The following is an 18,960-nucleotide window of genomic DNA, read 5'->3' as shown; positions in this document are numbered from 1 at the left end:
GGAGGGCGGGGGATACGGAACGAGAATGGGTCTCGTTTCGCGAACTTGAAAACGGGAGGTTTTCAAATGCGCAGATTTCTAACGGCGACCGCCGTGGTCGCATTGGCAGTTGGTGCCGTGGGTGGTTTGGCCCGCGCTGCCGATGTCAAGGAAGTGCAGATGCTGCATTGGTGGACGTCGGGTGGCGAAGCCGCCGCGCTCAACGTGCTGAAGGGCGATCTGGCGAAGGAAGGCTACGCTTGGAAAGACGTGCCCGTCGCCGGTGGTGGCGGTGACGCCGCGATGACCGCGCTGAAGGCGATGGTTGCGGCAGGCACCTACCCGACCGCTTCGCAGATGCTCGGCTACACCGTTCTCGACTACGCGCAAGCAGGTGTGATGGGCGATCTCACCGAAACCGCGAAGAAGGAAGGCTGGGACAAGTCTGTTCCGGCAGCGCTGCAGAAGTTCTCCGTCTATGACGGCAAGTGGGTCGCAGCTCCCGTCAACGTTCACTCCGTCAACTGGCTCTGGATCAACAAGGCCGTGATGGACAAGATCGGCGGCACGCAGCCTAAGACCTTCGAAGACCTCGTTGCCCTGCTCGACAAGGCCAAGGCCGCCGGCGTCACGCCGCTCGCCCTCGGCGGTCAGAACTGGCAGGAAGCCACTATGTTCGACAGCGTCGTGCTCTCGACCGGCGGACCGGAGTTCTACAAGAAGGCCTTCAACGAACTCGACGAGGAGTCGCTGAAGTCCGACACGATGAAGAAGTCGTTCGACAACCTGGCCACGCTGATCAAGTATGTCGATCCGAACTTCTCCGGCCGTGACTGGAACCTTGCGACCGCCATGGTCATCAAGGGTGATGCGCTGGTGCAGGTCATGGGTGACTGGGCCAAGGGCGAATTCGTCGCCGCCAAGAAGACCCCTGACACCGACTTCCTTTGCTACCGCTTCCCGGGCACCGACGGCAGCGTGATCTACAACTCCGACATGTTCGGCATGTTCAACGTTCCCGACGATCGCAAGGCCGCCCAGGTGGCGCTTGCGACAGCAACGCTGTCGAAGAGCTTCCAGTCGGCGTTCAACGTCGTCAAGGGCTCGGTCCCTGCCCGTACCGACGTGCCGGATACCGACTTCGACGCCTGCGGCAAGAAGGGCATCGCCGACCTGAAGGCAGCCAACGAAGGCGGCACGCTGTTCGGCTCGCTGGCACAGGGCTATGGCGCGCCTCCGGCCGTTGCCAACGCCTACAAGGACGTCGTCTCGAAGTTCGTTCACGGCCAGATCAAAACCTCCGACCAGGCTGTCGAAGAGCTCGTGAAGGCAATCGACGACGCCAAGTAATCGGCTCCAAGCATGGTCTTCCCCGCCTCAGATGGCGGGGAAGATATCGACTGCCAACGTCACCCTTGGGAGGGGGATGAATGTTATGAGCACTATCGCTACCACCAAACCAGAAGTCACAGCGCAGCGCGGAACGTCGTTTTCCTTGCGCGGCTGGCTGCAGGACGCGCTGCCGAAAATCGTGCTCGCGCCGAGCTTTGCCATCACGCTGGTCTTCGTCTACGGCTTCATCCTCTGGACGGTCTATCTGTCCTTCACCAATTCAAAGACCTTTCCGTCCTACGCGCTGACCGGGCCTCGCGCCTATCAACGGCTCTGGCGCTGGACCTTCGAGAGCGATCCGCCATCGTCCTGGTACACGTCGATCACCAATATGGGGATCTTCGGCTTCCTCTATATCGCGATCTGCCTGGGCCTCGGGCTGCTGCTCGCCATCCTGCTCGACCAGAAGATCCGCGGCGAAGGCATTCTGCGGCCGATCTTCCTCTATCCGATGGCGCTCTCCTTCATCGTCACCGGCGTTGCCTGGAAATGGTTTCTCGATCCGGGCCTCGGGCTGGAGCAGACGTTGCACCATTTCGGCTGGACGAGCTTTCACTTCGACTGGATCAAGAACAAGGACTTCGTGATCTACACCGTTGTCATCGCCGGCGTCTGGCAGGCCTCGGGCTTCGTCATGGCGATGTTCCTGGCGGGCCTTCGCGGCATCGACAGCGAGATCATGAAGGCGGCGCAGATCGACGGCGCCTCGACGGTGCAGCTCTACCGCCGCATCATCATTCCGCTTCTGAGGCCCGTCTTCCTGTCGGCCTTCATCGTGCTCGCGCACATGGCGATCAAGTCCTACGACCTGGTGGTCGCGCTGACCTCGGGCGGCCCTGGCGGCTCTGCCTGGCTGCCGTCCAACTTCATGTATGAATACACCTTCAAGCGCAACGAGATGGCCGTCGGCTCGGCCAGCGCCGTGATCATGCTGATGACCATCTCGGCCATCATCATTCCCTATCTCTATTCGGAACTGCGGGAGAAATCACGATGAGCACGGTCACATCGGATGCCTCCCACATGGCACGCATGCGGATGTTCAACCGCATCTTCATCTACGGCGTACTCGCGATCTTCGCGATCATCTACCTGATGCCGCTCTTCGTCATGTTGGTCACCTCGTTCAAGACGATGGACGAGATCCAGGGCGGCAACATGTTGTCGCTACCGTCGGCGCCGACCTTCGAGCCATGGATCAAGGCCTGGGGCGAAACCTGCGTCGGCCTCACCTGCGCCGGCATCAAGGGCTACTTCTGGAACTCGATCAAGATGGTCGTTCCCGCCGTCGCGATCTCGACCATCCTCGGCGCGCTGAACGGCTACGTGCTCACCAAGTGGCGCTTCCCCGGCCATACGCTGGTCTTCGGCCTGATGCTCTTTGCCTGCTTCATTCCGTTCCAGTCGGTGCTTTTGCCGATGGCGACCATTCTCGGCAGCCTCGGCCGCTTCGGCAACATGCTCACCAATGATATTGGCATGTCGCTCGGCTTCGGCAATCCGACGGTCAATCTGGTTATCGTCCACGTTGTCTACGGTCTCGGCTTCACGACGCTGTTCTTCCGCAACTACTACGAGGCATTTCCGACCGAACTGGTGCGCGCGGCGCAGGTGGATGGCGCGAGCTTCTTCCAGATCTTCCGCCGCATCATGCTGCCGAACTCGCTGCCGATCATCGTCGTGACCGTGATCTACCAGTTCACCAACATCTGGAACGACTTCTTGTTCGCATCCGCCTATGCGGGAACCGGCGAGTCCATGCCGATGACGGTGGCGCTGAACAACGTCGTCAACACCTCGACCGGTGTGGTCGAATACAATGTCAACATGGCCGCGGCGATGATCGCCGCCATGCCCACGCTTCTCGTCTACATCCTCGCCGGCCGCTACTTCGTTCGCGGTCTGATGGCGGGCGCGGTCAAAGGATAATCCCATGGCTTTTCTCGAAATCTCAGGCCTCAGAAAGCGTTTCGGCGCACTGGAAATCCTCAAGGGCATCGATCTTGAGCTGGAAAAAGGCGGTTTCCTAGTGCTGGTCGGCCCGTCGGGCTGCGGCAAGTCCACGCTGCTCAATACCATCGCAGGGCTGGAAGCCATCACAGAGGGCGACATCAGCGTCGATGGCCGCAGCATTTCCGATCTGCATCCTTCCAAGCGCGACATCGCCATGGTGTTCCAGAGCTACGCGCTCTATCCGAACATGACGGTGTCAGGAAATATCTCCTTCGGCATGGAAATGCGCGGTGTGCCAGCGGACGAGCGCAAGGCGGCGATCGACAAGGTGGCCAAGGTGCTGCAGATCGGCCATCTGTTGGACCGCAAGCCGAGCCAGCTTTCCGGCGGCCAGCGGCAGCGTGTCGCCATGGGCCGCGCGCTGGTGCGCGATCCCAAGCTCTTCCTGTTCGACGAGCCGCTCTCCAACCTGGACGCCAAGCTGCGGGTCGATATGCGCATCGAAATCAAGCGACTGCATCAGGCGACCGGCAAGACGATCGTCTACGTCACGCACGACCAGATCGAGGCGATGACGCTGGCGACCAAGATCGCCGTGATGAAGGACGGTGAGGTGCAGCAGTTCGGCACGCCGGCAGAAATCTACAACAACCCCGCCAACATGTTCGTCGCCGACTTCATGGGCTCTCCGGCCATGAACCTCCTCTCCGGCACCATCGAACAGGGCGCGACGGGCCTCTCTGTCTCGCTCGCCCGTCCCAGCGGCGAGCCCATCCGCCTGCCGATCGCGCCGGGCCACGAAGCGTTGCAGGCGCATGCCGGCCGGCAGATTGTCTTCGGCATCCGGCCGGAAGCGCTGACCGACCCCGATGGCGCCGACCGCAACGCCCGCGCACTCGCCGAGGGCGATTGCCTGATCGACGTCGTCGAACCGGCCGGGTCCGACACCTTCGCGGTGACGAAACTGGGCGGCAAGGAAGTCGTTGCGCGGCTGCGCGCCGATGCCCGCATTCAGCCCGGCCAGAACGCGCGACTGGCATTCAACCTCGACAAGGTTGTCTTCTTCGACCCGCAGAGCCAGGCGCGGATCGCGTGATCTGACGGCGGGACAGCAATATGAACAGAACACCTGATATCGTCATCATCGGCTCGGGCATCGGTGGCGCGACCGTCGCTGCCGGACTTGCTCCCACCGGCACCGAGATCCTCATTCTCGAAGCCGGCGAACGGATCGCCGACCACCCGGTCAACCGCGACCAGCGGGCGATCTTCCAGCGCGGCCATTTCCGCCCGAAGGAAACCTGGTACGAGGCCGATGGCACCGGCTTCAATCCCGGCAACTACTACAATGTCGGCGGCAATTCGAAATTCTTCGGCGCCGTGCTCTCGCGCTACCGCCGCGAGGATTTCGAAGAGATCCATCACCGCGAAGGCGTGTCACCCGCATGGCCATTCCCCTATGAGGAACTTGAACCGTGGTATGGCCGCGCCGAGAAACTGTACCGGGTGCGCGGCGCGCTCGGTGATGACCCGACGGAGCCGGCGCATTCGACACCTTATGACTACCCGCCGGTGCGCGAAGAACCTGCCATCGCCGACGTCAGGGCGCGGCTGAAGGCGAAGGGTCTGCACCCTTTCTCGCTCCCCTTGGGTGTCGATATCGACAAGTGGCTGGCGAAGGCGCCAACCCCATGGGACGCACATCCGAACTCCGACGACGGCAAGATGGACGCGGAAACAGCTGCCCTGTCGCAGGCCCTGAAACACGACAATGTCCGCCTTCAGACCAACTCTCCCGTCATCAAATTGGAAGCGGATGCGGACGGACGCATTTCAGGCGTCACCTACCGTCAGGGTAGCGAAGCCCGCACGCTTCATCCAAAGCTCGTGATCCTCAGTGCCGGCGCTGTGCAGTCCGCCGTGCTATTGCTTCGCTCGGCAAGTGACCGGTTTCCCGAGGGGCTCGCCAATTCCTCGGGCCAGGTCGGGCGCAACTTCATGAACCACAATTCCTCGGCCGTGATCGGCGTCTCGCCGCGATATCGCAACACCTCGATCTACCAGAAGACCTTCGCCTTCAATGATTTCTATCTGTCCGACGGCAATGGCGGACCGCCGCTTGGCAACGTCCAGCTGCTCGGCCGCATCTCCGGCAAGGTATTGAAGGGCTCGCTGCCGAATGTCCCGGAATGGCTGCTCAATCGGATCACCGGCCATGCGATCGATTTCTACGCCATGAGCGAAGACGTTCCCAATCCGGAAAGCCGGGTGATGGTCGATGGCGAGCACATCGTCTTGAAATGGCATCGCACCAATTGGGATGCCCATCTCTCGCTGGTCTCCAAGCTCAAGGACATCCTGAAGTCGATCGGCTTCCCGCTGGTGCTCAGCCGGCCATTCGACAAGCGCACGCCCTCACACCAGTGCGGAACCATCAGGATCGGTCGCGATCCGGCGTCGGCTCCGCTCGACATCTACTGCCGTGCCTTCGATCACCAGAACCTCTTCGTCGTCGATGCGAGCTTCCTGCCGACTTCGGCAGCCGTCAATCCGGCCTTGACGGTGGCGAGCCAGGCATTGCGCGTTGCCGACCACATTGCATCAAAGGATTTGAGAGCATGACGACGCATTCGGACAAGCCCGTAGCCGTGGTCACCGGCGGCCGTCGCGGCATCGGGCTGGGCATTGCCGGCGCGCTGGCGAAATCAGGCTTCAATGTCGTGATAACAGGCGTCGGCGCCGTGGAGACCGCGGACGAGACCGTTGCGCAGCTGAAACAACACGGTGCCGACGCGATCTACCTGCAGGCCGATATTTCGGCCGTCGAGAAGCACGAGGAAACGGTTCACGCGATCCTCCAGGCCTTCGGTCGCATCGATTGCCTGGTCAACAATGCGGGCATGGCGGCCGTGGTCAGGGGCGATTTCCTCGGGCTGACGGCTGACAATTTCGACGCGATCATGGCCACGAACCTGCGCGGCACCGTGTTCTTCACCCAGGCGGTGGTGAAGGCGATGCTTGTTTCCGGCGACAAGCCGCACCCGCGTTCGATCATCAACATCACCTCGGTATCGGCCGAGGCAAGCTCTCCGGAGCGCCTGGACTATTGCATCAGCAAGGCGGGGCTTGCCGCCTTCTCTCAAGGGCTCGCGCTGCGCCTGGCAGAATCGGGCATCTCCGTCTTCGAACTCCGGCCGGGCATCATCCGCACCGATATGACGGCAGGCGTGACCTCGAAATACGACGCGCTGATCGAAGGCGGCCTTGTGCCGATGAAGCGCTGGGGCGAGGCCGACGATATCGGCCGGATTTGCTCGGCCCTTGCCTCCGGCGCCTTCGCCTTTGCGACCGGCACCGTCATCGACGCCGATGGCGGCCTTTCCATTCCCCGCTTGTGACAGGATAGAACCAATGGGCTTTGACTACATCATAACGGGCGCGGGTCCCGCCGGCTGCGTGCTCGCCAGCAGGCTGAGCGAAGATCCAGATGTCAGTGTGCTTCTTCTGGAAGCCGGTGGCGGTGACTGGAACCCGCTGTTTCACATGCCGGCCGGCTTTGCCAAGATGACCAAGGGCGTGGCCAGCTGGGGATGGGAAACGGTTCCGCAGAAACATATGAAAGGCCGGGTGCTGCGCTATACGCAGGCAAAGGTGATCGGCGGCGGCTCCTCGATCAATGCCCAGCTCTATACCCGGGGCAATGCCGCCGACTATGATCTCTGGGCCGGCAAGGATGGCTGCGAGGGCTGGGACTATCGCTCGATCCTGCCTTACTTCAAGCGTGCCGAGGACAACCAGCGCTTCGCCGACGACTACCACGCCTATGGCGGGCCGCTCGGCGTCTCAATGCCTGTCTCAGCGCTACCGATCTGCGACGCCTATATCCGCGCCGGCCAGGAGCTCGGCATTCCCTACAATCACGATTTCAACGGCAAGCAGCAGGCGGGTGTCGGCTTCTACCAGCTGACCCAGCGCAACCGCCGCCGCTCATCCGCGTCACTCGCCTATCTCTCGCCCATCAAGGGCCGAAAGAACCTGACCATCCGCACCGGCGCCCGCGTGAGCAGGATCGTGATCGAGGGAACGCGGGCCGTCGGCGTCGAAGTGGTGACGGACAAGGGCTCTGAGGTGATCCGCGCCGAGCGCGAAGTGCTGGTGTCATCAGGCGCGATCGGCTCGCCGAAACTCCTGCTGCAATCCGGCATCGGTCCGGCCGACCATCTGACATCGGTCGGCGTCAAGGTTCACCACGATCTCCCCGGCGTCGGCGGCAACCTGCAGGACCACCTCGACCTCTTCGTCATTTGCGAGTGCACCGGCGACCACACTTATGACGGCGTCGCCAAACTGCACCGGACCGTTTGGGCGGGGCTGGAGTACATTCTCTTCCGCACCGGCCCGGTTGCGTCCTCGCTCTTCGAGACGGGTGGCTTCTGGTATGCGGACCCGCATGCGCGTTCCCCCGACATCCAGTTCCACCTCGGGCTCGGTTCGGGCATCGAGGCGGGCGTGGAGCGGCTGAAGAACGCCGGCGTGACGCTGAACTCGGCCTATCTACATCCTCGCTCGCGCGGCACTGTCAGGCTCAAATCATCGGATCCGGCGGCAGCGCCGCTGATCGATCCGAACTACTGGTCCGACCCGCATGACCGGACGATGTCGCTCGAAGGCCTGAAGATCGCGCGAGAAATCATGCAGCAGGCGGCGCTGAAGCCATTCGTCCTGGCCGAGCGGCTGCCGGGACCGAAGGTGATGACCGACGACGAACTTTTCGACTACGGCTGCGCCAACGCCAAGACCGATCACCACCCCGTCGGCACGTGCAAGATGGGCACGGGCGCCGACGCGGTCGTAGGGCTCGATCTCAAGGTGCACGGGCTGGAAGGCCTGCGCGTCTGTGATTCGTCCGTCATGCCGCGCGTACCCTCCTGCAACACCAACGCGCCGACCATCATGGTGGGCGAGAAGGGCTCGGACATCATTCGAGGCAAGCTGCCGCTTCCCGGCGCCATCTTCGAGCACGAGCGCAACGACACGCGACCGCGCGCACGGGCGGCCATCCGGTGAAGCCGATTACGAAGCGCTGGGCAACCTGACCAGCGCTTCCTTCAGGCTGACGCCGCTGACACCTGTCTTCGTCATGTCGGCGATGAGACCGGCAATGGTCTTCGCCGCCTGCTCCATCGACAGGCCACCCTCGCGCATGTTTGAGACGCAGTTGCGCCGGGAATCCGGCGTGCCAACGGATGGCTCGTAGGTGATATAGGCGCCGAGACTGTCGGCCGCGGAGAGACCGGGCCTCTCGCCGATCAGCACGATTGTCATCCGCGCACCGAGAATTTCGCCGATCTCGTCGGCAAGCGCCACCCGCGCCTGCCGCGCGACGGCAACCGGGCCGATCGACGAGCCGGCGCGGCTCAGAAGGCCAAAAAGCTCGCGCACGAGCGAGATCGCATTGATATCGACCGCACTCGACGAGAGGCCGTCGGCTATAGTGATGACGACATCGCAGCCTTTGGCCTCAGATGGCAGAGCATGCAGTCGCTCGACCGAAGCGCGCGACAACTTGCGGCCAAGATCAGGCCGGCGCAGATAGCTGCCGCGATCCTCGGCCATGCTTTCCACAGAGACGACATCCAGCCCGAGCGCCATGAGGTCGCTCTTCAGCCGATCTTCGTCGACCGTCGACCATACAGCTTCGCGGGCCCGGGCATGATCAAGCAGGAAGGCCAGCTGCGCCTTGGTCGGCGCGCCGGATCCGAAGCGCCCGAGCGCGACACGCGCATCGGTCATCTCGGACAAATCGACGGTGGCCGGCTGGAGATCGGCTCTTAGTTCGGTGGCGGTGGATTTAGACAAGAACGGCCCTCGACAGGTAATCGGTCAGCATGGCAGGCGCACCGGACAGCGCGCCGGCTTCATTGGTCAGTCCGACATCGCGAAGCCACGTCTCGAACTCCGGCGCCGGCGGGCGCCCAAGGGTCTCGCGGCAGAAGACGGCGTCGTGGTGGGACAGCGACTGGTAGTTCAGCATGATGTCGTCGGCGCCGGGTACGGTGATGACGAAATTGACGTTTGCCGCGCAGAGCAGCGTCAACAGCGTATCCATGTCTTCCTGATCGGCATCGGCATGGTTGGTGTAGCAAACGTCGACGCCCATCGGCAGGCCGAGCAGCTTGCCGCAGAAATGATCCTCGATGCCGGCGCGGATGATCTGTTTCCCGTTGAAGAGATATTCAGGCCCGATGAAGCCGACCACGGTGTTGACGAGCAGCGGATCGAACTCGCGCGCGACGGCATAGGCTCTCGTCTCCATCGTCTGCTGGTCGACGCCGAAATGCGCGTCGGCCGAGAGTGCTGCTCCCTGCCCGGTTTCGAAGTACATCAGGTTGGCGCCCGGCATGCCGCGCTTCAGCGATAGTCCGGCATCCTGCGCCTCCTTCAGCAGCGCGAGATCGATGCCGAAGCCTTCATTGGCCTTCTGCGATCCCGCAACCGACTGGAACATCAGATCAACCGGCGCTCGCGCTTCAACCGCACGGATGGCTGTGGTAACGTGGCCGAGACAGCATGTCTGGGTGGGTATGGCGAGGCGCTCGCGGATTTCGTCGAGCAGCGAGACGATCCGCACATAGTCCTCAACACTATCAGTCGCCGGATTGACGCCGATGACGGCGTCGCCGGAGCCCATCAATAGACCGTCGATCGCCGAAGCGGCAATGCCGCGGCTGTCGTCGGTCGGATGGTTCGGCTGGTTGCGGGTCGACAAGCGGCCGGTCAGGCCCAGCGTGTTGCGAAAGCGCGTGACGACCTGCCGTTTGGCGGCGACGGCGATCAGATCCTGCAGCCGCATGATTTTCGAGACGGCCGCCAGCATTTCCGGCGTGATGCCATAGGTGACCGCCTCGAGTGCCCGCTGATCCGTTTCCGGCTTCAGCAACCACTCGCGAAACTCGCCCACAGTGAACGAACTGATCGGCGCGAAAGCTTGCGCGTCGAACTGCCTTGAAATCAGCGTCGAGACCTCGTCGATCTCCGATGGAATGACTTCTTCGGCGAGAAAAGCCTTCAGTGGCAGATCGGCAAGTGCCATCTGGGCTGCGAGCCGCTCGACCGGTCCGCTCGCCGCGATACCCGCGAGCTGATCGCCGGAGCGTTCCGGCGTCGCTTTTGCGAGGAGGTCCTTGAGATCGCGAAAGCCGAAGCGCGTTCGTTCGATCGTCGTGCTGTATGCCATTGTGGGAGTCCTAGCGTTCAAGGGTCTCAGCCCACCCGATCCAATCGGGCTGACTGACAGGCGTATTCCTCCCTTGAGACTGCCGGCGCTCGGCCTTTTGAGACGGTGATCCGGCCTCCCGTGCCGATCACCGCAAGCATGAGCGCCATGCCGTTATGCGCAGATGACCTCGTCTAGCCGATCACGTCAACATGCTGCGATGGCAACAGGCTGCAAAATTCGCCGACGGCATCAAATCCACCGCCTTTGCGCGATAGATCAGGCCTCTTCACCTTGCGAGACGCCGGCGGATTTGGCCACGAGAATGAAGCGCCGATAGACCAGCGTCCGAAGCCGGTTACGCAGATTGGCGCCGCGCCGCTGCGCCTTCGCGATCGGTCCATGCGACGCGATCTCGAAACCTATGAAGCCGGCCTGCGTCAATTGCGGAATAAGATCATCTGGCCGCAGGCCGGCGCCGAAGGGGAGCGCGGACATGATCGCCGAATGGCGCTCGCTCATCGCGCCATCATAATGCCGATCCGCGCCGCAGAAACGATCGATCCGGCGGATGAGCCATGCTGCGGCGCGGCCGAGCCTTGTCGGCTTCGCCCAGTCGCCGTCGAAGACCAATAGCGTGCCACCCGGCTTCAGCACGCGATGCCACTCGCCGAATGCCTTTGCGGGATCGGTCAGCGTCCACACCAGATGCCGGCAGATGATGGCATCGTAGCGGCCATCCGGCTCCATCGGATTTTCAGCGTCTGCCAGCACAAAGCGCAACCGTTCCTTGCCGGTATGCTTGGCCTTGGCGATTGACAGCATGGCCTCGGAGAAATCCAGCGCGGTCACATCATGGCCGAGATCGTGGATCACCGCCGTGACCTCGCCGGTTCCACAGGCAAGTTCGAGGACACGCAACGACGCCGGCCCCAGATGATCGCGCATCGGCTGCTGCCAGGCGTCGAACTCCGGTCCACGCGGTATCCTGTGGCCGAAGGCAAGATCGAAAGTCTGCGAGCGCTTGGACCAGTAGTCCCGGATCTCTTCCTTCAAATCGAAATTGGTTTGTCTAATGGACATCGAACCTCAAGAAATACAGCCAAGAAAATGGATATGCTGCCGACCATGATGCGGCGAGCGCTCGATATGGGCGCGCACTCCGAACACATCGGCGATCAAGCCTTCGGTCAATACCTCGTCCGCCGGTCCGACCGCAACAAGCCGACCCTGGCTAAGCACAGCAATCCTGTCGCAAAACATGGCGGCGAGGTTCAGATCATGCAGCGCAACGATGCAGGTGACCGGCAGCTTGGCAACCAGCGACAGGATTTCGAGCTGATGCTGGATGTCGAGGTGATTGGTCGGCTCGTCGAGCAGAAGCTCGGTCGGCGTCTGCGCCAGCGCGCGGGCGATATGCACCCGCTGCCGCTCGCCGCCCGACAGCGTATGCCAGAGCTGCCGCGCCTTCTCGACCATGCCCACCTGCCGCAGCGCATTCTCGACCGCTTCTTCATCATTGGCGCTCCACGGCGCCAACGGACCGCGATGTGGCGTGCGCCCGAGACGGACGACCTCAGTGACCGTCACCTGTGTTTCCGTCGTGGCCTGCTGCTCGACAAAGGCAACACGCCGGGCAATGTCGCGGCGTGCCAGCGTGTCGATGCCGGTATCGCCGAGTGCAATGACACCGCTCTTCACCTTTCGCAGCCCGCCGATCAACCGCAGCAGGCTGGACTTTCCCGAACCGTTCGGCCCGATTAGGCCCAGCGTCTGGCCGGTGGGGACCTCGAGACTTATGCCCTTGACAACAAGCACGCCTGACGTTGCCCAGTGCACATCGCTGATGGAAATGCTCATGCGGGCCGCCTCGCCTTGTAGAGAATGAGCGCGAATGCCGGCGCGCCGAAGAGCGCGGTGACCACGCCGATCGGCAACACCTGCTGCGGGATGATGACGCGCGAGACGATATCGGCGACCACCATGAAGATCGCTCCGGATATCGCCGTTGCCGGTAACAGGCGCCCATGCCCCGGCCCGACCACGAAACGCGCCGCATGCGGAATGACCAGCCCGACGAAGCCGATCGAGCCGACGATGCTGACCATCGTCGCGGTAAGCAGCGCCGTGAGCGCAAGCAGCACGATCCGGATACCAGCGACCGGAATGCCGAGCGCCGCCGCAGCATCGGTACCGAAAGTGAAGGCATCGAGCGCGCGGGCGTAAAGCATGCAGACGAGAAAGCCGGCGATTGCAACGGGAGCGGCAAGATAGACATCCGTCCAGCGTACGCCGGAAAGGCTGCCGAGCAGCCAGAACATGACGCCGCGCGCCTGCTCGGCATTTGCCGATGTCGTGACGATATAGGACGTCAGCGCGTTGAAGAGCTGCGAACCGGCGACACCTGCGAGGATGATACGGTCCGTCCCGCCGCCGGAGCCCACCGCCAGCAAAGACACCAGCAGGAACGCCGCGACCGCGCCGACGAAAGCGCCGGCGGAAAGCGTCAACACGCCATAGCCGAAACCGAGGATCATGACGGCGACGGCCCCGGTAGACGCGCCGGCCGAGATGCCGAGTACATAGGGCTCGGCCAGCGGATTGCGCAGCAACGCCTGCAGCACCGCGCCGCATAGCGCAAGAGCCGCTCCGGCGCTGGCGGCGACAAGCGCGCGGCTCAGGCGATAATCCCAGATGATGCCTTCATGGATGCGGCTGAGTTCAAAGCCGGTGCCAAGCAAGCGGTTCGCAACGGCCTTGGCCGTCGTGTCGACAGGAATGGAGATCTCGCCGATAGACACGGCGAGACTGATGACAAAGCCCAATGCCACGACGGCAAGGACGAAGAGCACGAGCAGCGCTCTCCATCCTCGGTGGGCTATCGACGCGTGCCTCACTTGGAAAGACCGAAGGACTTGATGCCGGCGGCAAGGCGTTCCAGGCCGTCGATGGTACGGATCGTCGGGTTCATCGACTGCGCATCCATCTCGACGAAGTGCCTGTTCTTGACGGCATCGAGCTGGCTGGTGACCGGGTCCTTTTCAAGGAAGTCGATCTTAACCTTCGGATCGTCGGCAGCGTAGCGGCGACGGTCCATGGTGGCGATGACGATGACTGCAGGGTTGGCCTGCGCGATCGTTTCCCAACCGACCAACGGCCACTCTTCCTCGGTGCTGACGACGTTGCGGGCGCCGAGCGTTTTCAGAATATAGGCCGGAGCGCTGTTCTTGCCGGCGATAAAGGCATCGCCCTGCACTTCCTTGCTGGAAAACCAGAAGGCGACAGGCAGATCCTTTGCCGACCCGCCAAGCGATGCCACGGCATCCGCTTCGCGCTTCTTCAAGTCAGCGATCAGGGCCGCGCCGCGATCCTGGATATCGTAGATCTCCGCCAGTTCGGCGATCTCCTGGTAAATCAGCTCCATGGTGAAGAGCTCACTGCGCACGCCGTCGCCACCATCGGTGTTGACCTTCGCGACGCAATCAGCCGGCGAGACATAGGTCTTGATGCCAAGACCGGCGAACTGCTCGCGCTTGCCGACCGAGCCTTGCGTGCCGACATGCCATTCGAACTCGGCCGCAACCAAGTCCGGCTCCTGGCCGACGACGGATTCGAAACTCGGATCATTGTCGGCCAGCCGCTTGATCCCTTTGTTGACCTCGGCATAGGCGGGCAGCACCGGCCCGACCCAGACCGCCGTGCCTACGATCTTGTCGGCAAGGCCGAGCGAGTAGAGAATTTCGGTCATGCCCTGGCCGATCGACACCGTCTTCTTCGGCGCGCTGTCGAATGTCACCTGCTGGCCGCAATTGGTGATCGTCAGCGGGTAGGTCGTTGCCGCTGCATGGGCGGCGGGGAGAAAGGTGGTAAAGGTGCAAGCCGTCGCGATCGAAAGCAGCGCGGTTCGCAGGATGATGCGGTTCATATTGGTCCTCATGTATGACTGAAGCCCGCAGCCGACTGGCCGCGGCTGTGAAACTCGACGCGGGGACCGCCGCGGATGATGCAGGACGACACAGCAGAGCGCTCGCCTGAAATCATGCGGCGGCGAAAACTATCGTTGGATCACGGACATGAGATTTGTGGAGGGGAATAAAGCGGGGCCGCGCCAGCGGCTGACGTCAAAAACCATCATATGATGCTCCTCTCCGGACAACCCCGTCCGGGATGGTGGACACTGTTTTGACGGCAGGTCTCCTGGCTTGCGAATATGCACCTGACATCTGCCTTCCCACGAAGAGCTTCGCAGTGGCATGGCGTTCGAGACGAACACCACAAGAACATCAGGCAATCCGCTTACAGTTGCGGGGGCAGCCACGGTCTTGGCCCCATTCGGGTCGTCCGCACCGTGTTCCCTATTAATCCCGTCGGAAGTCATCCCTTCGGGAACCATCAGGTGTGACTTAGGCGATCCGGCGCCGAGGCGTCAAGCCGTGGCGGACCGACATTTGGCGCGTCTAGGGATTGGCTCGGAGATAGCCGATCAGGTCGGTGATCTCCGATGTCGTCCATAGGCCGCCGAAGCTCATCTTCGTTCCCGGCACTTTCTTCTTGGGGTTTGATAGAAATTCCGAGAGCGCCGCCTCGTCCCAGACAAGTCCGCCGGCACCGGCCGTCTTCATCGCTTCGGAATATCGGTAGTCGGGCAAGCTTCCGGCTGGACGGCCGACGACACCCTTCAGATGCGGGCCGAAACCGTTGCGATCGGAATCGACCGTGTGACAGGCAACGCACAGCCTGAACACCCGCCGTCCATGCTCGACATCCTCGGCGGATGCCGCGGATGTCGTCACGAGCAGGCTCGCGATCGAACAGATCGACGGAAGGATTGAGCGCTTTTTCATATGTCGATGGCCTGTCGTTGTGTTTGCCAAATGCATCTGCTTAGCCAACAAAGCACATAGGCGCCCAGACCAGACTGGTGCGACATGGGAGCACATCCCCCATGTCGCCTGGCGCTTCTACTGCGCGGTCTTGATCTTGGTGACCTCTTCGGCGCTCAATTCGCCGACCGTCGTCACCTCGCCATTGCTGATCTTCCACAGGCGGAACGGGCCGGTGATATCGCCGTACTTGTCGAAGCTGACAGGGCCGATGACACCTTCATACTTCACCGGCTTGCCGTCCTTGATGAGCTGCAGCGCCTTGGCGAACTCTTCCTTGCCGGCATGGATGGGCGTGCCGCCCTCGGCGACAACTTCCGGCATGGCTGCCTTGATGGCGGCCGCATCGGCCTTGCCGGCCTTGGCAATGGCCAGCGCCACGATCGCACCCGCGTCATAAGAGCGGTCGGCGGCCGGGGCCGAAGGCGAGATGCCGCCGGAGAAGGCTTCGTAGTTGCCGGTGAAATATTCGGTCGACGCCGTCGGGCTGGTGCCCGAGGAGGTGCCGTAGGCGTTCTCCAGATACTGCGCGCCGACGCTCTCGATGAAGTCCTTGGAGTTCATGCCGTCATTCAGCAGGAAGGTCTGCTTGCCACCGCCGGAAACCCAGGCGCGGGCGATGGTCGCGCCATCGACGGGGGTGCTGACGAGATAGAGCGCATCGGGCTCACCAGCCATGGCGGCGCTGGCTTCGGACGCGTAGCTCGACTGCTTCTCGTTATAGGGTGTCGTCGATGTGATCGTGCCGCCGAGCTTCTGGTATGCGGTCGCAAACTCCTTGACCATGTTGACGCCGAAGTCGTTGTTGACGTTGATGATCGCGATCTTTTTCAAGCCCTGATCCATCGCGAACTTCGCGGCGGCCGTCCCCTGCAACGCGTCGGACGTGATGGTGCGGAAGAAGACGCCGTTGGTCTTGCCGCTGCGACCAAGCTCGGTCAGCGTCGGCGAAGAGGATGCGGGCGAGACCTGCACGACGCCGGCCGGCGCCGTCACCGATGTCAGGATCGGGATCGATACCGACGAGATGATACCGCCGATGATGACCGGCACCTTCTTGATGTTGACGAGCTGGGTCGCCTGATCGACGGCGACGTTGCCCTGGCTCTGGCTGTCGCGCGTGTCTGCAACGATCTTGCAGCCATTGACGCCACCGGCATCGTTGATGTCGCGGAAGGCCATCTCAACGGACTTCGCGCCCGCCTGGCCATATTCACCGGCCGGGCCGGTAAGTTCCATGACGAGGCCGACGGTGATGTCGCAATCGGCCCCGAACGTCGGCGCCGTGGACGCAGCAAGGGCAGCGACCATGGCGGAAAGCAGGAATGTCGTTCTCATTTTTGTTCCCCTTTGTTGAGATTGTACTTCATGATGCTGCCGTGGCGGCCTTCCCTGTCCCGCTCCAGCGTATAAACGTCGCCGTCGAGCGGCTTCGATTGCGTAAGGATCGCGTCGATCTCGGCTCTATCCGTTTCGCTGAGCGCGATATCGGCGATGGCTAGATTGGACTTCAAATGCTCCCTGTTGCGGGCGCCGACGATGACGGCCGCGACGCCTGCCTTGGTCAGCATGGCGGCGCTTGCGATCGTGGCGATATCGGTGTCGTGCCGGTCGGCGATCCCGCGCAGCGTCGACAGCAGGGCCTGGAACAGGTCCCAGCCGCCGAAATCATCGATGATCAGCTTGTATTTCGTCAGCGAGCGGTTTTCGAGCGGATGCTCCGGCTCCGTTTGTCCGAGCCAGCGATCGCCGAGGAAGCCGCCGGCCACGGTGCCGTAGCACAACAGCGCGAAGTTCTTTTCCTGAGCAAGCGCAACCATGCGCTTTTCCGGCCGCCGGTCGAGCAGCGAATATTGCAGCTGCAACGAGGTAAAGGGCACGCCCGAGCCGATGATCGCCTCGATATGATCCGTGTCGAAATTGGTGCCGCTGATCTTGCCGATCTTGCCGGCCTCATGCAGCTCCTTCAGCCAGCCCGCCGTCTCCAGCCAGCCCTCGATATCATAGGCCCACCAGTGGAACTGCACGAGATCGAGGCAATCGAGGTTGAGCCGCTTGCGCGAAGTATCGATGACGCCTTCGACATAAGCCTTGCTGATGTTTGGCAGCACCGTCAGATCGGGCACGAACTTGGTGTGGACGCGGATGCGCGACAGGGCCTCTTCTCCGCGCAGGTTCTTGTAGGCGACGCGGAAACGGCCGATCAGCTCCTCGACACCGGTATAGATATCGGCGCAGTCGAAGGTGGTAATCCCCGCATCAGCGAATGCGATCATGTCCTCGACGGCGCTGTCGCCATCGATCGCGCCGTGCCCACCGGCCAACTGCCAGCCGCCGCGGATGACGCGGGAGATTTCGTAACCGGGGGCGATGGTGATGCGCTGCATATCTTTCGGCCTATTCGTCATTCAAAGGAACCGCCGTGGTGGCGGCATGGCTGAAACGGCGGATACCCGTGCGAGTGATCCTCAGCCGTGTCGAGCAATTCGGGTCCGGGCAAGCGATGTCGGCGTCCGTCGTCATCCAGTCGTTGCGATCGGTCGGGCGTTGCTTTGCCGCGAGCAGCGGCAGGACGGAGGAGAGCGAGTAGATCGAGATCCCCTGCCCCTCCGGCAGATGCAGCATTTCGCCCTTGAGCTCGAAATGATCGCCCGGCTTTGCGCCGCAGTAAACCGCGCCGCCTTCGGGGATGATCACGTCGACCCTCAGATCAAACAGGTCGAAGCCGTCGTCGATGGGTTCAGGCATGGTGGTCTCCCGATGCATTGCCGTCGGGTTCGGCATCCAGCCGCCCGCGGATGAGATCGAAGGAGCGGCTGATGTCGTTGGAAAGCGATTGCATCGCGGCCTCGGCATCGCGCTTTTCCAGCGCATCGATCAGCGCCCAATGATGATTGGTGGCGGCAAGTCCGCCCTGTTCGTCGTGAATATGCGCGGCCTTGCGAATGATCGCGCCTGATTGGAGCCACAGGCTCTCGACGATAGGGATCAGCACCTGCGAGCAAGCCGCATGATAGATGTGGAAATGGAATTGCTGGTTCAGCGCCGAGGTGACATGGCCAATGTCCTTGCCATGCTGCTCGAATGCGAGATCGCAGTCGATATTGATCTGCTTCAGCACGGCAAAATCGTCATCCTTCAGATTGGGCAGCGCCAGCGCCACCATCTGGCCCTCGATCAGGATGCGGGCGCGGGCGAGATCGTCAAGACGTTCGCGGGTGATGAGCGGCACGCGCACCGAGCGATTGGGCAGCGATTCCAGCGCCTGTTCGGACACGAGACGGCCAAGCGCCTCGCGCACCGGCATGGTGCTGGTCTGCAGGCGCTCGGCCAGATCGACGATGCGCAGCACGTCGCCGGCATCGAACATACCGTTGATCAGCGAATTGCGCAGCTGAGCGTAGACGCGGTCCTGCAACGTTTCGCGCCCGACCGGCGACAGCGCTTCGTCACGGTCGTGACCGCCATCGGCCGGCTTCCTCGCACGGGCTCCTGCAGAGGGGTCTCCCATCAAGTCTCCCCCGTGGAACGCCACTT

General features: G+C 62.4%; 18 protein-coding genes and 1 riboswitch. Of the genes, 7 read left to right on the top strand and 11 right to left on the bottom strand.

Features of this window, described 5'->3' with window-relative positions; translation table 11 throughout:
• The first annotated feature begins 66 nt into the window (after nt 1-66).
• The 7 genes from B3605_RS06315 to B3605_RS06285 all read left to right on the top strand — a co-directional run bounded on the left by B3605_RS06315 (nt 67) and on the right by B3605_RS06285 (nt 8,391).
• Entirely contained in the window at nt 67-1,329 is a 1,263-nt protein-coding gene (locus tag B3605_RS06315) for an ABC transporter substrate-binding protein (protein WP_018896757.1), read from the top strand.
• A gap of 85 nt (nt 1,330-1,414) precedes the next feature.
• Nucleotides 1,415-2,368, top strand: coding sequence for a carbohydrate ABC transporter permease (locus B3605_RS06310; protein WP_112436635.1), 954 nt, complete (start codon nt 1,415-1,417; stop codon nt 2,366-2,368).
• Nucleotides 2,365-3,300 carry a carbohydrate ABC transporter permease gene (locus B3605_RS06305; protein WP_113168225.1) on the top strand — a complete coding sequence of 312 codons (936 nt, stop codon included), beginning with the start codon at nt 2,365-2,367 and terminating at the stop codon, nt 3,298-3,300. The genes B3605_RS06310 and B3605_RS06305 overlap by 4 nt, the downstream gene beginning before the upstream one ends.
• Before the next feature lie 4 nt (nt 3,301-3,304).
• Nucleotides 3,305-4,420 carry an ABC transporter ATP-binding protein gene (locus tag B3605_RS06300; protein WP_112943352.1) on the top strand — a complete coding sequence of 372 codons (1,116 nt, stop codon included), beginning with the start codon at nt 3,305-3,307 and terminating at the stop codon, nt 4,418-4,420.
• Nucleotides 4,421-4,440: 20 nt separating this feature from the next.
• Nucleotides 4,441-5,946, top strand: coding sequence for an FAD-dependent oxidoreductase (locus tag B3605_RS06295; protein WP_296433332.1), 1,506 nt, complete (start codon nt 4,441-4,443; stop codon nt 5,944-5,946).
• Complete coding sequence (locus B3605_RS06290; protein ID WP_112820068.1) at nt 5,943-6,722, top strand: 3-ketoacyl-ACP reductase; 780 nt, start codon at nt 5,943-5,945, stop codon at nt 6,720-6,722. Before B3605_RS06295 ends, B3605_RS06290 begins: the two co-directional genes overlap by 4 nt.
• A gap of 13 nt (nt 6,723-6,735) precedes the next feature.
• The gene (locus B3605_RS06285) at nt 6,736-8,391 is read left to right on the top strand and encodes a GMC family oxidoreductase (RefSeq protein ID WP_113168227.1); all 1,656 of its coding nucleotides are present in this window, start codon (nt 6,736-6,738) and stop codon (nt 8,389-8,391) included.
• Between the two features lie 6 nt (nt 8,392-8,397).
• Here B3605_RS06285 and eutC read toward each other — a convergent pair whose 3' ends face one another.
• The 11 genes from eutC to B3605_RS06230 all read right to left on the bottom strand — a co-directional run bounded on the left by eutC (nt 8,398) and on the right by B3605_RS06230 (nt 18,934).
• Complete coding sequence (gene eutC, locus B3605_RS06280) at nt 8,398-9,183, bottom strand: ethanolamine ammonia-lyase subunit EutC (protein ID WP_113168228.1); 786 nt, start codon at nt 9,181-9,183, stop codon at nt 8,398-8,400.
• Nucleotides 9,176-10,561: an ethanolamine ammonia-lyase subunit EutB gene (locus B3605_RS06275; RefSeq protein WP_113168229.1), complete on the bottom strand. Its 1,386-nt coding sequence runs from the start codon at nt 10,559-10,561 to the stop codon at nt 9,176-9,178. Before B3605_RS06275 ends, eutC begins: the two co-directional genes overlap by 8 nt.
• 258 nt (nt 10,562-10,819) lie before the next feature.
• Nucleotides 10,820-11,617, bottom strand: coding sequence for a class I SAM-dependent methyltransferase (locus tag B3605_RS06270; RefSeq protein ID WP_409457174.1), 798 nt, complete (start codon nt 11,615-11,617; stop codon nt 10,820-10,822).
• A 12-nt stretch (nt 11,618-11,629) separates the two neighbouring features.
• Nucleotides 11,630-12,400 (bottom strand): ABC transporter ATP-binding protein, encoded by a 771-nt coding sequence (locus B3605_RS06265; protein WP_113009038.1) that lies wholly within the window; start codon nt 12,398-12,400, stop codon nt 11,630-11,632.
• Nucleotides 12,397-13,392 carry a FecCD family ABC transporter permease gene (locus B3605_RS06260; protein WP_409457173.1) on the bottom strand — a complete coding sequence of 332 codons (996 nt, stop codon included), beginning with the start codon at nt 13,390-13,392 and terminating at the stop codon, nt 12,397-12,399. Before B3605_RS06260 ends, B3605_RS06265 begins: the two co-directional genes overlap by 4 nt.
• A gap of 41 nt (nt 13,393-13,433) precedes the next feature.
• Nucleotides 13,434-14,465, bottom strand: a complete 1,032-nt coding sequence (locus B3605_RS06255; RefSeq protein ID WP_112820081.1) for an ABC transporter substrate-binding protein — start codon at nt 14,463-14,465, stop codon at nt 13,434-13,436.
• Nucleotides 14,466-14,710: 245 nt separating this feature from the next.
• Nucleotides 14,711-14,949, bottom strand: a riboswitch (cobalamin riboswitch).
• A 48-nt stretch (nt 14,950-14,997) separates the two neighbouring features.
• Complete coding sequence (locus B3605_RS06250; RefSeq protein WP_112820082.1) at nt 14,998-15,384, bottom strand: c-type cytochrome; 387 nt, start codon at nt 15,382-15,384, stop codon at nt 14,998-15,000.
• 117 nt (nt 15,385-15,501) lie between these two features.
• Nucleotides 15,502-16,734 (bottom strand): ABC transporter substrate-binding protein, encoded by a 1,233-nt coding sequence (locus B3605_RS06245; RefSeq protein ID WP_296433394.1) that lies wholly within the window; start codon nt 16,732-16,734, stop codon nt 15,502-15,504.
• A 23-nt stretch (nt 16,735-16,757) separates the two neighbouring features.
• The gene (locus tag B3605_RS06240) at nt 16,758-17,810 is read right to left on the bottom strand and encodes an aldo/keto reductase (RefSeq protein WP_296433321.1); all 1,053 of its coding nucleotides are present in this window, start codon (nt 17,808-17,810) and stop codon (nt 16,758-16,760) included.
• Between the two features lie 10 nt (nt 17,811-17,820).
• Nucleotides 17,821-18,171 (bottom strand): TIGR04076 family protein, encoded by a 351-nt coding sequence (locus tag B3605_RS06235; RefSeq protein ID WP_112943365.1) that lies wholly within the window; start codon nt 18,169-18,171, stop codon nt 17,821-17,823.
• Nucleotides 18,164-18,934 carry a GntR family transcriptional regulator gene (locus B3605_RS06230; RefSeq protein WP_113168233.1) on the bottom strand — a complete coding sequence of 257 codons (771 nt, stop codon included), beginning with the start codon at nt 18,932-18,934 and terminating at the stop codon, nt 18,164-18,166. Before B3605_RS06230 ends, B3605_RS06235 begins: the two co-directional genes overlap by 8 nt.
• Between the last annotated feature and the right edge of the window lie 26 nt (nt 18,935-18,960).

The organism is Rhizobium sp. UBA1881 (assembly GCF_002338015.1).
GTDB lineage: Bacteria > Pseudomonadota > Alphaproteobacteria > Rhizobiales > Rhizobiaceae > Rhizobium.
Note: the sequence above shows the minus strand (reverse complement) of the source record. Positions and strands in the feature narration are given on the sequence as shown.